At 68.1% G+C, this 13,651-nt stretch carries 14 protein-coding genes; 7 read left to right on the top strand and 7 right to left on the bottom strand.

Annotated features, from left to right (window positions below; all coding sequences use genetic code 11):
- Nucleotides 1-28: 28 nt before the first annotated feature.
- On the top strand, nt 29-691 hold the full coding sequence (locus tag WBA97_RS15075) for an O-methyltransferase (RefSeq protein WP_424231422.1): 663 nt from the start codon (nt 29-31) through the stop codon (nt 689-691).
- 22 nt (nt 692-713) lie between these two features.
- Here the strand turns inward: WBA97_RS15075 and WBA97_RS15080 are convergent, their stop codons facing one another.
- Nucleotides 714-1,346, bottom strand: a complete 633-nt coding sequence (locus WBA97_RS15080; protein ID WP_424231423.1) for a ScbR family autoregulator-binding transcription factor — start codon at nt 1,344-1,346, stop codon at nt 714-716.
- A 158-nt stretch (nt 1,347-1,504) separates the two neighbouring features.
- Nucleotides 1,505-2,146 carry a ScbR family autoregulator-binding transcription factor gene (locus tag WBA97_RS15085; RefSeq protein WP_424231424.1) on the bottom strand — a complete coding sequence of 214 codons (642 nt, stop codon included), beginning with the start codon at nt 2,144-2,146 and terminating at the stop codon, nt 1,505-1,507.
- A gap of 308 nt (nt 2,147-2,454) precedes the next feature.
- Here WBA97_RS15085 and WBA97_RS15090 point away from each other — a divergent pair, with 308 nt between their 5' ends.
- Entirely contained in the window at nt 2,455-2,943 is a 489-nt protein-coding gene (locus WBA97_RS15090) for a MaoC/PaaZ C-terminal domain-containing protein (RefSeq protein ID WP_424231425.1), read from the top strand.
- A gap of 22 nt (nt 2,944-2,965) precedes the next feature.
- Here WBA97_RS15090 and WBA97_RS15095 read toward each other — a convergent pair whose 3' ends face one another.
- On the bottom strand, nt 2,966-3,922 hold the full coding sequence (locus tag WBA97_RS15095; protein ID WP_424231426.1) for a helix-turn-helix domain-containing protein: 957 nt from the start codon (nt 3,920-3,922) through the stop codon (nt 2,966-2,968).
- An 86-nt stretch (nt 3,923-4,008) separates the two neighbouring features.
- On the opposite strand from WBA97_RS15095, the gene WBA97_RS15100 reads away from it, so the two are divergent.
- Complete coding sequence (locus WBA97_RS15100; RefSeq protein ID WP_424231427.1) at nt 4,009-4,167, top strand: hypothetical protein; 159 nt, start codon at nt 4,009-4,011, stop codon at nt 4,165-4,167.
- 356 nt (nt 4,168-4,523) lie between these two features.
- Here WBA97_RS15100 and WBA97_RS15105 read toward each other — a convergent pair whose 3' ends face one another.
- On the bottom strand, nt 4,524-5,237 hold the full coding sequence (locus WBA97_RS15105) for a DUF559 domain-containing protein (RefSeq protein ID WP_424231428.1): 714 nt from the start codon (nt 5,235-5,237) through the stop codon (nt 4,524-4,526).
- A gap of 488 nt (nt 5,238-5,725) precedes the next feature.
- On the opposite strand from WBA97_RS15105, the gene WBA97_RS15110 reads away from it, so the two are divergent.
- Together WBA97_RS15110 and WBA97_RS15115 are read left to right on the top strand one after the other, a co-directional pair.
- Nucleotides 5,726-6,592, top strand: a complete 867-nt coding sequence (locus WBA97_RS15110) for an SDR family oxidoreductase (RefSeq protein WP_424231429.1) — start codon at nt 5,726-5,728, stop codon at nt 6,590-6,592.
- Entirely contained in the window at nt 6,589-8,142 is a 1,554-nt protein-coding gene (locus tag WBA97_RS15115) for a succinic semialdehyde dehydrogenase (protein ID WP_424231430.1), read from the top strand. The genes WBA97_RS15110 and WBA97_RS15115 overlap by 4 nt, the downstream gene beginning before the upstream one ends.
- A 29-nt stretch (nt 8,143-8,171) precedes the next feature.
- Here WBA97_RS15115 and WBA97_RS15120 read toward each other — a convergent pair whose 3' ends face one another.
- From WBA97_RS15120 to WBA97_RS15130, 3 genes are all read right to left on the bottom strand, one after another.
- Nucleotides 8,172-9,245, bottom strand: coding sequence for a hypothetical protein (locus WBA97_RS15120; protein ID WP_424231431.1), 1,074 nt, complete (start codon nt 9,243-9,245; stop codon nt 8,172-8,174).
- An 80-nt stretch (nt 9,246-9,325) separates the two neighbouring features.
- A complete protein-coding gene (locus tag WBA97_RS15125; RefSeq protein ID WP_424231432.1) occupies nt 9,326-10,516 on the bottom strand; it encodes a hypothetical protein in 1,191 nt (396 codons plus the stop codon).
- Nucleotides 10,513-10,845: a hypothetical protein gene (locus tag WBA97_RS15130; RefSeq protein WP_424231433.1), complete on the bottom strand. Its 333-nt coding sequence runs from the start codon at nt 10,843-10,845 to the stop codon at nt 10,513-10,515. Before WBA97_RS15130 ends, WBA97_RS15125 begins: the two co-directional genes overlap by 4 nt.
- A gap of 306 nt (nt 10,846-11,151) precedes the next feature.
- Between WBA97_RS15130 and WBA97_RS15135 the strand changes: the two genes are divergently transcribed.
- Together WBA97_RS15135 and WBA97_RS15140 are read left to right on the top strand one after the other, a co-directional pair.
- Nucleotides 11,152-12,798, top strand: a complete 1,647-nt coding sequence (locus WBA97_RS15135; protein ID WP_424231434.1) for a M14 family metallopeptidase — start codon at nt 11,152-11,154, stop codon at nt 12,796-12,798.
- 29 nt (nt 12,799-12,827) lie between these two features.
- Nucleotides 12,828-13,651 (top strand): S1 family peptidase (locus WBA97_RS15140; RefSeq protein WP_424231435.1); only part of this gene is annotated, 824 nt, incomplete at its 3' end.

Below are 13,651 nucleotides of genomic sequence, written 5' to 3' on the forward strand. Positions count from 1 at the left end.
GGCAGGAGCGATCGCGAATGATGACGGCATGACGCAACGCGTGTGGACAGAGGTCGACGACTACATCGCCGGCCTGGTCATCGGCGACGACCCCGCGCTGGACGGCGCGCTCGAGGCGAGCGACAAGGCCGGGCTGCCACAGATCGCCGTCTCACCCAGCCATGGCAAGCTCCTCCACCTCATCGCCCGCATCCACGGCGCGCGCAAGATCCTCGAGATCGGCACGCTCGCCGGTTACAGCACCATCTGGCTGGCCCGCGCGCTGCCGCCGGACGGCAAGCTGATCACCCTCGAGTACGACGCGCGGCACGCGGAGGTGGCAACGGCGAACATCGCCGGGGCCGGTCTCGCGGACCGCGTCGAGGTGAGGGTCGGCGCCGCGCTCGACACGCTGCCCACGATCGCAGAGGAGGCGCCGTTCGACCTGTTCTTCATCGACGCCGACAAGGTCAACAACCCGAAGTACGTCCGGTGGGCGATCGACAACTCCCGGCCGGGCAGCGTGATCATCGTCGACAACGTGGTGCGCAACGGCCTCGTGGTCGACGCCACCAGCACCGACCCCGCGATCGTCGGCACCCGTGAACTGGGGTCGCTCCTCGCGAACGAACCACGCGTGTCGGCCACCATGGTCCAGACCGTCGGCGACAAGGGTTACGACGGCTTCGCGCTCGTGCTGGTCGAGAGCTGACCAACGCGGATCGGCTCAGCGATCAGGCGCTGGCCTTGGCGCCGTAGCCGACCGTGCCCGACGGGACGAAACGGGCGACGCGGCGCGGGGGGACCAGGCCGGGAAGGGCGATGCGCCACATCTCGGTGACCCGCTCGTGGATGTCCTCGCGACCGGACAGCACCTGCGAGGAGATCTGTATGCCCGTGAACGAGGCGATCACCCAGCGCGCGATGACGTACGGGTCCAGGTCAGCCTTGAGGTCGCCGTGTTCCCGGGCCGCGACCATGTGGTCACGCACGATCCGTATCCAGCCCGTGTAGGCGTCGGGTGCCGGGCGGGCGAACGTGCCGGTTTCGATGACGAGGCGGACGCCCGCCCGCACTCGGACGCTGGTACGCAACAAGTTCGCCATGCTGTGGCAGAGATCGATGGCGGCCTGGATGCCGGTCGGCGCCTCGGCACGCGGCCGGCCCTCGATGAACTGCTCGCTCGCCAGTGCGTGGGCCAGGTCTTCCTTTGAGGAGAAGTGGAAGTACAGCGCGCCCTTGGTCACCCCGGCCTTCGCGAGGATGTCGGAGAGGCTGGCGCCGTTGAAGCCGTACTCGTCGAACACCGCCGCCGCCGCGTCGAGGATCGCGTTGCGCGTTCGTTCCGCTCTTTCCTGCCGTGCCACTCCAGCCTCCAGCCGCGAAGGGCGTCACCGAAGCGGGACCCGCGGGCCTCGGAGACGCGCGCGCCAAACCGTCCATCGGCCTTCAGCCTAGCCCAGATTTTGCTCACCCCGAGCCAAAAAATACCGGGTGGTAGGTATTGTTCTTTGCCACCACACGGTTACGCACAACCTGGTTTCCGCATGGAACCCTCCGGTCGCACACGGGTCAGCGCCGAGGGTCTCGCTATCCCCGGCAGGATGGTGCGCCACATTCTCTCGACCGTCGCGTCGATGTCGCCGCTGCGGATTCTCGTCCACCACAACATCTCCACACCGGACGACACGGCGAGGACGAGGGTGGCCGTCTCCTCGACGTTGACGTCGGCACGAAGGTCGCCGGCCCGTTGGGCCGCCAGTAGTAACGTTTCAATCGCCGCCAGTAACTCATTGTGGAAATCCAGGAACGGCTTGCCGCGATGTCCACACTCGCGCGCGGTCCGGAACGACGCACGCACCAACGGCTCGCCGTCCAACCACCAGGCCAACTCACGCGTCAGATCCACCACCGCCTGCAACGCGGGCAACCGCGCACCCACCACGCGATACACCGCGGACCGCAACAATCCACAAGCCTCGGCCTGAATCGCGCCGCCCAACTCGTCCTTGGACGAGAAGTGAAAGTAGAACGCCCCCTTCGTCACCCCGGCGGCCCGGGACACATCCTCCAACGTCGCCCCGGAAAACCCGTTGCGATCAAATAACTCAGCCGCGGCTCGCACCAGGTGCAACCGCGTTTTCTCCGACCTCGACTGCTTTGTCACGGCATGCCCGGACAGACGACACCGAGGAGGGGGACGAGCGTGGCCATGCAGACGAAGATACTGAGCATCCGCGTGGTCTCCACCCCGCGAATCGACGGGTTCCCACCGTGCGCAACCGCTGTACCAGCACCGGAGCGGCGAAACGGGCCGCGCGGGCGATCATCAAGCGGCAGGTACTTCGTCATGTCCCGTCGGGGGGTTTCGTTTCCTAGCAAGTCTCGATCGAACCTTCGACCGGTGCGGCCTATCGTCGGGAGTCCACGGTGTACACGGCATCCGTACAGCGACGTCAGTGAAGCGGCACGGTCATGAGGACGTTCTCCAGCACCGGTGAGCTGGCCGGTGCGGTCGGCACGAAGCTCGGCACGTCGTCCTACCAGCCGGTGCTACAGCACGACGTCGACGTCTTCGCCGCGCTGACCGGGGACCTCCGGTGGATCCACATCGATCCAGCGCGTGCGCGATCCGGCCCGTACGGCGGACCGGTCGCACACGGGATGTACACGCTGTCGCTCGTCGTGCCGATGCTCGCCGAGGTGTTCACCGTGGATGGTGTGACCGTGGTGGTGCACAAGGGTTTCGACCGGGTGCGGTGCTCCGGGCCGGTGCCGGTCGGCGCTCGGGTGCGGGTCGCCGCGGAGTTGCGGTCGGCGCACCAGGAGGCCCAGGGGCGCACCGAGGCCGTGGTGTCGGTGGCCGTCGAGGTCGAGGGGCAGCAGCGGCCGGCGTGCACGGCCGACCTGTGGTTGCAGTACCGGGAAGAGGTGGCGGAGACGTGGGTGCCGCTCGCGTCCTGATCGGCACCGACCCCGGCCGGCCTCAGGCCGTCGCGGCACCGAACGTGCGCCGGTAGTCCTTCGGCGCGACACCGACGATCTTGTAGAAGTGGTGGCGCATCAGTGCGGCGGAGCCGAAGCCGCACTCGTCGGCGACCTCCTCGACGCTCATGGGGGTGGCCTCGAGGAGCTGGCGCGCCCGCAGTACGCGCTGCATGGTGAGCCACTTGTTCGGCGTCGTGCCGGTCTCCGCGACGAACCGGCGCGCGAACGTGCGCTCGGACATCTGCGCACGACGGGCCAGGTCCGCGACCGTGTGCTCGACCCGCAGGTTGCCGAGCAACCAGGTGAGGATCGGCGAGAGGCTGTCGGCGGTGCACTCTGGGATCGGGAGTTCGACGTACTGGCGCTGGCCGCCGTCGCGCTGTGGCGGCACCACCATGCGGCGCGCGATCACGTTGGCGACGTGCGAGCCCAGTTCCCTGCGCACGAGGTGCAGGCACGCGTCGATCCCAGCCGCGGTGCCCGCGCTGGTGATGATGTTGCCGTCGTCGACGAACAGGACGTCGGGGTCGAGCTTGATCGACGGGAAGCGATCGAGGAGTTGCTGCCCGTGCCGCCAGTGGGTGGTGCAGTGGCGGCCGTCGAGCAGGCCCGCGGCACCGAGGATGAACGCGCCACTGCAGACGGACAGCAGGGTGGCGCCGCGGTCGGCGGCCCCGCGGAGGGCGTCGAGGACGGCGGGCGGGTAGTCGTCGCGCAGCGTCGCGGCGGGCACGGCGACGAGGTCGGCCCGCTCGACGGCGTCGAGCCCGTTGGCGGGGACGAGCTGCGCCCCGACGCTGGTCGGGAGCGGTTCGCCGGGCCGCTCACCGCAGACGAGGAAGTCGAACGCCGGCACCCCTTCTTCGGTCCGGTCGATGCCGAACACCTCGCAGACGACCCCGAACTCGAAGGGCGCGACCTTGTCGATCACGACGGCGGCGACGGTCTTCAGCATGCCTCCAGAGTAGATGGCAGGATTTTATCGCACAAGGTCTGTCCTGCCACTGTTGGCAGCAATGCGTCGAGCGCAAACTTAGTGCCATGGAACTCCTGGTACTCATCGTGATCGTCGCCCTCGTCGTCTACGGCCTCGAACGCAACAACCACCACACCCCAGAACACCCCCACCTGCACGGCAGCACCGACATCCAGAACCGAGACAAAGAACGCACCACCACCGACCTACAAACCCACGCGTGACCCCGCGAGTCCACGGTTCAGAACCCGCGAGTCCACCGTTCAGGACCCGCGAGTCCACCGTTCAGAACCCGCGAGTCCACCGTTCAGAACCCGCGAGTCCACCGTTCAGAACCCGCGAGTCCACGGTTCAGAACCCGCGAGTCCACGGTTCAGAACCCGCGAGTCCACGGTTCAGAACCCGCGAGTCCACCGTTCAGAACCCGCGAGTCCACCGTTCAGAACCCGCGAGTCCACCGTTCAGAACCCGCGAGTCCACGGTTCAGGACCCGCGAGTCTTCGATTCAGGACCCGCGAGTCTTCGGTTCAGGACCCGCGAGTTCAACCCGCACGACTTCCGAGTTCGACGATCGCGGTCGCTACGCCGCGACCCGGCGCCAGAACGCCCGCCGGATCGCGGCGTGCAACTCGGCGGGCTCCTTCAGATCCGCGGCCGTCGCCCTGAACACCGTCCACCCCATCCGACGCAGGTAGTCCTCGCGCGCGACGTCCCGCTCCACCCGGTTGACATGAGCCGCGAACCCCTCGTACTCCAGGGCCACCCGCGGCTCCTCCCACGCGAAATCCAGTCGGCATCGCACGTTCCCGTCGAGATCCGCCACCGGCACCTGCTGAGCCGGGATCGGGAGCCCGGCGTCGAACAGCCCCAGCAGGAGCCAGCTCTCCGCGGGTGACTCGGCCAGCCCCGTCGCGAGGTCGAGCAGGATCTCCGCGCGCCGCGTCCCGCGACGGTCCTTCCGGACCGTGATCCGGTGCGCCACCTCCGCGCGAAACTCGGTTCGCTCGTTCGGTGGCGTCATCGCGAGGGCCTGGTCGGCGCAAGCGAGGGCAGTCGGGCGGGACGCACGGCAGAGCAACTCGGTGAGTGCGCACTCGAGGGCGTAGACCCGCAGGCCGTCGAGCACCATGACGTCCTGTTCGTCGTAACTGCCGTGGTGCACCGCGATGTCGGCCGTCGGCCGGAGCGGCCGGTCGTAGGCGACGAGCACGTGGACGCGGCCTAAGTCGGCGACGTCACAGCCGAACAGCGCCGCCGCGGTGTGGCTGGTGAGCACCGCGTGTTCGCCGGCCACCAACAGCGCCGCCGCGCGGCACGCGTGTGGAACTCGAGCTGCCGGGTCCGGTCGACCAGTACGTCTCTCGTCACCCTGACCAGGCGTCCTTCGCGCTGAACGCGCGCACCCCGAGCACGCCGAGGTCCCGATGGAGGTCGGCACGACGGTGGGCGCCGTGGCGTCCGGGAGGAAGTTCGATCACGCCGGACACGGTGCCAGGCGCGGCGTCCCCGGTTCGCCGACAAGCGCCGACCTGTGGACAACTGTCAGTCTCGCGGGTCATATGGGTTGAACTCGCGGGTCCCGAACGGTGGACTCGCGGGTCCCGAACCGAAGACTCGCGGGTCCCGAACGGTGGACTCGCGGGTTCTGAACCGAAGACTCGCGGGTTCTGAACCGAAGACTCGCGGGTTCTGAACCGAGGACTCGCGGTGGTATTGCGTTGTGTTCTGGGGGCTGGGATGCTCGGGGAAACATTCCTGCTGGATTGTATGTCAGGAGTTTCGATGGCGCGGCGTCCTCGTTCACTGGCCGGGAAGGTTGTCGTGATCACCGGGGGTGGTCGCGGGATCGGCGCCGCTACGGCTTCTGCCCTGGTCAAGAACGGGGCCTCGATCGCCATCGGCGACCTCGACCTTGATGTCGCCAAGGGGACGGCGGACGACATCGGCGGTGACGCCGTCGCCCTTCCGCTCGACGTCACCGACCGCGGCGGGTTCTCGCGGTTCCTCGACGACGTCGAGAAGCAGCTCGGGCCCATCGACGTACTGATCAACAACGCGGGGATCATGCCGCTCGGCCCACTCGAGGACGAGGACGACCGCACCACCGCGCACCAGCTCGCCATCAACCTGCACGCCGTCATCCACGGCACCCGCGAAGGCGTGCGCCGCATGCGGCCCCGGGGGACCGGGCACATCGTCAACATCGCGTCCGCCGCGGGCAAGGCCGGTTTCCCCGGCGGTGCGACGTACTGCGCGACCAAGCACGGTGTCGTCGGGCTGTCCGAGGCCGTCCGCGCCGAGCTGCGCGGCTCGGGTGTCGAGATCTCCGTGATCATGCCTGCCATCGTGCGCACCGAGCTCGCGTCCGGTCTCACCGACGCGCGGTTCATCAAGTCGATCGAGGCGTCCGACGTCGCCGACGCGATCGTGAAGACGTTGCAGCGGCCCAAGTTCGATGTGTTCGTACCTCGGTCACTCGACGCGACGTTCCGCTTCACGCGCCTGCTTCCCCGCGCGGCAGCCGAATGGGTGTCGCGCACACTCAAGGGTGACCAGATCCTGCTCGGAGCGTCACCGGAAGCACGCCGCGAGTACGAGGCCCGCGCCGCCGCCAGCGCGCCGACGACCGACCGGGAGATCAGCGGATGAGCCGCCCGCCCGCACTGACCGACACGCTCCTCGACACGCTGCACACTCGCGTCTGTGCGTCCACTTCGGACACCTACACGTCGACGGAGGTCTTCACGGGCGGCGACCTGGCGGTGTTGCCCTCGTCGACGGTCACCGACGTGCACACCGCGTACGAACGGGCGGCCCGCGCACAGCAGGAGTGGGCGGCACGGCCGGTCGAGGACCGGCTCGCCGTCTTCCACCGGTTCCACGCGCTGCTGATCCGGGACCGCGAAATCCTCATCGACCTGCTGCAGGCCGAGACCGGCAAGTCGCGCCGTGACGCGTTCGAGGAGCTGTGCGAGCCGGCGCTGGTGACGAGCTACTACCTGCGCACGGCGCGGAAGTTGTTGCGCCCCAAGAAGAGGGCCGGCCTGCTGCCGGCCGCGATCAAGCTCACCGAGCTGCGGCAGCCGAAGGGTGTCGTCGGGATCATCTCGCCGTGGAACTACCCGTTCGCGCTGGCGCTCGGCGACCTGATCCCGGCGCTGATCGCGGGCAACGGGGTGGTGGTGAAGCCGGACAGCCAGACCGCACTGAGCCCGCTGTTCGGTGCCGACCTGCTGTACCGGGCGGGCCTGCCCGAGGATCTGCTGCAGGTGGTGCTGGGCGACGGTCCCACGATCGGTGGCGCGGTAGTGGACACCTGTGACTACATAGGGTTTACGGGTTCGACGAGCACCGGCGCGCTGATCGGGGCGCGTGCGGGTGAGCGGCTGATCGGGTGCTCGCTGGAGCTTGGCGGCAAGAACCCGATGATCGTGCTGGACGACGCGGACGTGGCGGTGACGGCGCGGTCGGCGGTGCGTGGGTGTTTCGCGAACGCGGGGCAGCTCTGCCTTTCACTGGAACGGATCTACGTGCCGGACGCGATCTTCGACAGGTTCGCGGACGCGTTCGTCGCGGAGGCGGGGCGGCTGCGGCAGGAGGCGGGGTACTCCTACAGTGCCGACATCGGGTCGCTGACGTCGCAGCGGGCGCTGAAGACGGTGTCGGAGCACGTGGACGACGCGCGTGCGAAGGGCGCGACGGTGCTGACCGGTGGGCGGCCACGGCCGGATCTGGGGCCGTACTTCTACGAGCCGACGGTACTGACGGACGTCACGCCGGACATGCTGTGCCACGCGTCGGAGACGTTCGGGCCGGTGGTGACGCTGTACCCGTACGCGACGGAGGCCGAGGCCGTGTCGCTCGCGAACGACACGGACTACGGTTTGAACGCGAGCGTGTACGGGCGGGATCTGGTGCGGGCGAGTCAGGTGGCGGCACGGCTGCGCACGGGGACCGTCAACGTGAACGACGGGTACGCGTCGGCGTTCGGGTCGACGGACGCGCCGATGGGCGGGATGGGTGCTTCCGGGCTGGGTCGGCGCCATGGCGCGGAAGGGTTGCTGCGGTACACGGAGGTGCAATCCGTTGCGGCACAGAAGGTTGACATGCTGAACCCGCCGAAGTGGATGCCGCACGGGGCGTATTCACGATTCATGGCGGCGTCGCTGCGACTGATGAAGAAGACGCGCCTGCGTTAGAGCCTTTGATGCCGGGAGGCGGGCCCCGTTCAATCAGCGCTCGGGTCCACCAGCGGTGCCATGTCGGAGAACACCCCGTTGAGGTCGGCGGACGGCACCCCGTCCGTCGCCATGTACCGCACCGCCAGCCCCGCGGTGACCTGGTTGATCGTCCGGTTGAACCGCGAACTGACGACAAGCCCGCCCGCGAGTGGCGGCTTGACCGTCAGGAACCGCTCGACCGTCGGGCCCACCCTGGACGGGCGGTCCGACGGCAACGCCAGGACACACACCGAGGGCATCAGCTTCCATACGCGCTTGACGTCGGCGAAATGCGACAGGTCGACGTGCTCGTACCCCAGCTCCTTCGCGGCGGCGTCGACCTCGGGCGGCACGCTTCCCTCGTCCGGTGTGACCACCACCATCGAGGCGGACTCTGGCGCGCCGAGCAGGCATCGGATGATCTCGACCCGCTCGTCGATCACGTTCATCAGGTCGAACTCCGGCACCCGGCGGGCGAATCTGCGTACGAGCCGGTGCCGCTGGCGCAGATCCCGGAACAACGCCTGGGTCGCGGGGTCGCCAGGATCGGGTGCGTCCAGCTCGGCGACCGCCAGGTCGTGCAGCAGCAACGCGGCGCGCGCGTGCAGTTGCCCGGCCCGCCCGAGCAGCCCCAGCTCGACGAGATCCCAGCTCTCGGTCGCGCTCGCGATGGACACCGACGCCAGCTCGAGCAGCTCCCGTTTCTCTGCCTCGTCCGCCGAGGGCAGTTGATCGATCAGGACGTGCTCTGCGGCCAGCAGACCGGACGGCACCTCATCGTCGGGTGCCGGAGTCGCGAGTGCCCGCGCCTGCCGGTTCAGCCTGCCGGTCTGCTCCAGTACCCGCAGCTCCTCGGCAATGCTCTCCAGCGCTCCCGGCGCAAGCCGGTACCGCACGTACCGGCCACCACGTCCGGACCTGCTGCCACGAGGAACGGTTTCGACGCGTTCGAGCAGGTCGCCTTCCCGTTTCAGCACGGTGCGGATGGAGGTGAGCTGTACACCGCTGAGTTCAGCGAGGTCAGCGGTGGTGAAGTCAGCCAACTGAATCATCGCGGCAAGGGTGCGATAGCGCTCCAGCATGGGCCACCTCCCAATGCGCGAAGTTTCAGCGTAACTGACTCATTAGTCATCTGACAAACGGTAGTTGTTACACCTCGAGATCACTTCGAGACGTGCTGAAGTCCGAGCCGGGCACGGCCGTTGAGCGTCGCCGTCGTCCCGGCCGTCTCGACGAGCCGCTCGAGACATCCGTCCTCGCGGTACCGGACGAGCGCCGCGAGCAGCGCCGCCCGCGCCGAATGCCGGGCAAACCGCTGGTCCGGGTTGAATGCCGCGCGGAACCGCTGGACGAGCGTGTCCCGCGCGGCCGGGCTGAGTGCCGAGGTGTTGAGCTCGAACGACAACCGCAGGAACACCTCGTCCGGTATACCGGCACGCTGCATCGCCTGCAGGGTGCTGGTCGCCGCCCGCCACCCTTCGGCCCGGCGGTTCGCGGCACGAGCCAGCCGCGACGACACCTTGTGCCGGGCGTCGCACATCCGTCTTCCGCCGCTCTCGAAGAAGTCCCGCCGGTGCGCATGCGGGATCAGCTCGACCCGTTCACACGGGACGCGGTTGTGCAGCACGTGTTCGAACACGGTGCGGGCAGCGAGATCCATCCACCCCTCGGCGAACTGGCTCGCCGGGTCCGGCGCCTGTCGCCCCTCGTCCCACGGGCCCTGCATGACGTGGCTGACGCACTCGTGGAACAGCACGAACGGCAGCGCACTGAGCGCGTCGTTCTCGAAGCTGCCCGGGACGAGCGTCAGGCGCAGCGTCTGCAGGTGCCTCTTGGTGCCGACGCAGCACTGCTCCATATGGCAGCCGAGGTGGACCGCGGCGGCGCCGGTGAACGGGGATTCGAAGCTCTGGTCGAGTGGATCCGGGTCGTGGTCGATCCTGATCCGCAAACTCGAAACCAGATTCCTGGGTACCGCCACCTGGTGGTGCCGGTACCAGGTGGCGGCTGCCTTCGCGACGACCACGCAGAGTTTTTCGAACGGATCGCTGTTCGCCTTCGCGAGCTTGCGGAGATAGGGCCGGTAAGATCGCAGAATGCGATCCCGTGCCGCCGCGTACGGACCGCCGACGGCCGCGGTGATCTTTTCCAGGAGAATCTCGGCGTAACGGTCCGGCGGCGCACCGTCCGCCGCGCCGGCCTCGCCCTTCACGATCCCTTCGATCAGCCCTCGAACGATGCGGTACGTCTCGTCGTTGTTCGATTCGCCGTCTTCGTTGTCGATGCACGCGTACCAGGCCCACCTGGCGACCAACGCGTTGTGGGCACTGGGTTCCAGCAGTGTCCGGTTCATTCGCGTCCGGCTTCCTCCTCGACCGAGGGCCCCACCGCGTTGATTCCCCACCGGCGGCGAATTCGCGGCAGCAGCAGGTCCTTCCAGATGTCGATCACGGGTGGTGCGACAAAAGCGATCACGAGCGCGACGGTCGCCGGATCAAGCCCAGCTCCGTTCGCCGACACGGTGATCGAACCGGCGCCAAGCATGTCCGGGTCGACATTCCGCGCTCGGATCTCGTCGGCGAGCTCCGGATCACCGGGGACCGAGGCGAGCAGATCGTCCACAATGCGCTGGAGGTCGCCGGGACCCTGACTGCCGAGGCGATAGGTCATGACATCTGCCATGGTGTGCTCCGTCCTGCCATCTCGAACATCGCACAATCAACGATCGCGTCAGCAGGGAACGCAATTTCCGGACCGAACTGTCACCATTTTGTCCATTCGCCCATCCCATGGGCTGTCTGTGAACTGGGAAGGCCGCCCTCTTGTGAAGGCGGGCTCGGCGAGGGAACTATCAGCTATCGGGCGTACGCCGACCGTGAGGGCACCTCGGCAACGAAGCACCACGAGGTTCGGCGGTGTGCGGCCAACAACTGAAGATCAACCTCCAGCGCCGGCCCGCCCGGTCGGCGTCCCCTGTGGGAGGAACGCGTGAGACACACACGCCCGTCCATCGTGGTCGGGGCGCTTGCCGCCCTGACCCTTGTCATGTCCATGACCGGAAGTGCGGCGTCCGACCCCGAGGGACGTGACTCCGCCGAGTACTTCATCGACGGAGTCAAGACCGTCGAGGCCCGGAACAAGATCGCCGCCACCGGGGCCGTCATCAACTCCTTCGAGCACGGCGCGTTGAACGTCACCGCCACGGCCGAGGAGATCCACGCCATCGAGGGACTCGGGCTCACCCCCGAGAAGCAGGACAGCCTGCCGCACACCCAGGACGCGACGCCGCTCGACTTCCCCGCCGCGGACTCGAACTACCACAACTACGCGGAGATGACGGCCGTCATCAACCAGGCCGTCGCCGACCACCCGAACATCCTCACGAAGACCGCCATCGGCAACTCCTACGAGGGCCGGCAGCAGGTCGCGCTGAAGATCTCCGACAACGCGGGCACCGACGAGAACGAGCCCGAGATCCTCTTCACCGCCCACCAGCACGCCCGTGAGCACCTCACCATCGAGATGGCGCTCTACGTCCTCTCCGAGTTCACCGACAAGTACGGCACCGACAGCCGCATCACGAACCTGGTGAACTCGCGCGAGATCTGGATCATCCCGGACCTCAACCCGGACGGCGGCGAGTGGGACATCCGCACCGGCTCGTACGCGGGCTGGCGCAAGAACCGGCAGCCGAACTCGGGCAGCTCGAACGTCGGCACCGACCTGAACCGCAACTGGCCCTTCCAGTGGGGCTGCTGTGGCGGCTCGTCCGGCAGCACGTCCAGTGAGACCTACCGCGGGCCGTCGGCCGGCTCCGCGCCGGAGGTCCGCAACGTCATCAACTTCGTGAACAGCCGCGTTGTCGGTGGCGTGCAGCAGATCAAGACGAACATCGACTTCCACACGTTCAGCGAGCTGGTGCTCTGGCCGTACGGCTACACCTACAACGACACCGCCCCTGGCATGACCGCCCAGGACTACCAGGTGTTCTCCACGCTGGGCCGCCAGATGGCCTCCTCCAACGGCTACACGCCGGAACAGGCCTCGGATCTCTACATCACCGACGGCTCGATCGACGACTGGCTGTGGGGCGTCCACAAGGTCTACTCGTACACCTTCGAGATGTACCCCTCGAGCGGTGGCCTCAACGGCTTCTACCCGCCCGACGAGGTGATCAGCCGGGAGACCACGCGCAACCGCGACGCCGTGCTCACCCTGCTGGACTACTCGGACTGCCCGGCACGCATCATCGGCGCCACCTGCGACGGTTCCGAGCCGCCGCCTGCCGGACCGTCGTTCGAGAACGCCACGAACGTCAACATCCCGGACGCGGGTGCCGCGGTGACCAGCTCGGTCACGGCCACCGGGATCACCGGCAACGCGCCGTCGGACCTGCAGGTGGCGGTCGACATCAAGCACACCTTCCGAGGTGACCTGGTGATCGACCTGCTCGCCCCGGACGGCACCGCCTACCGGCTGAAGAACTCGTCCACCAGCGACTCCGCCGACAACGTGAACACCACCTACACGGTGAACGCGTCCAGCGAGGTCGCGAACGGCACGTGGCGCCTTCAGGTCCGCGACACCTACAGCGCCGACACCGGCTACATCGATCTGTGGCGCCTGACCTTCTGATCCCGCTGATCCCCACTGAAAGGAACCAGATGCACTCCTGGAGACAACGGCTCGCATTCGTCACGGTGGCGGCCGCCGCCGTGCTCGGCACGGCAACCGGGCAGGCGGTGGCAGCTCCGCCGCCGGACGACTTCCAGCCGTACGTCGTGGGCGGCACGCCAGCCGCCCAGGGCGAGTTCCCGTGGATGGTGCGCCTGTCGATGGGTTGCGGCGGGGCGATGTACACCCAGCAGCTGGTGCTGACCGCGGGCCACTGCGTGCCCGCGACCGGCGCCAACACCTCCATCACGGCCACGCTGGGTGTGGTCGACCTGCAGGACCCGGCGGCGATCACCGTCCGCTCGAACTACGTCTACCGGGCACCGGGCTACAACAATCCGTCCGGTGATGACTGGGCCCTGATCCGCCTTGAGCGGGCGGTCGACGTCCCGACGCTCGCGGTCGCCACCAGTGGCGACTACGACAGTGGGACGTTCACGATCGCGGGCTGGGGTGCGGCCTCCGAGGGCGGCGCGCAGCAGCGGTACCAGCTGAAGGCCGACGTGCCGTTCATCGACGACACGCAGTGCGGCAGCGCGTACAGCGAGCTGGTGCCCGCCGAGGAGATCTGCTCCGGCGACTGGGACAACGGCGGCATCGACACCTGCCAGGGTGACTCGGGCGGCCCGATGTTCCGCCGCGACAACGCGGGTGAGTGGGTCCAGATCGGCATCACGAGCTGGGGCTACGGCTGTGCCCGCCCGCAGAACCCTGGCGTGTACACCCAGGCGAGCTACTTCTCGGCCGCCATCGCGGCGGCCGCGGCGGAGCTCGGCGGCGGCACGGCCCCGGCGTGCGCGTCGCAGGCCAGCAC

Source organism: Actinophytocola sp. (assembly GCF_049647105.1).
Lineage (GTDB): Bacteria > Actinomycetota > Actinomycetes > Mycobacteriales > Pseudonocardiaceae > Actinophytocola.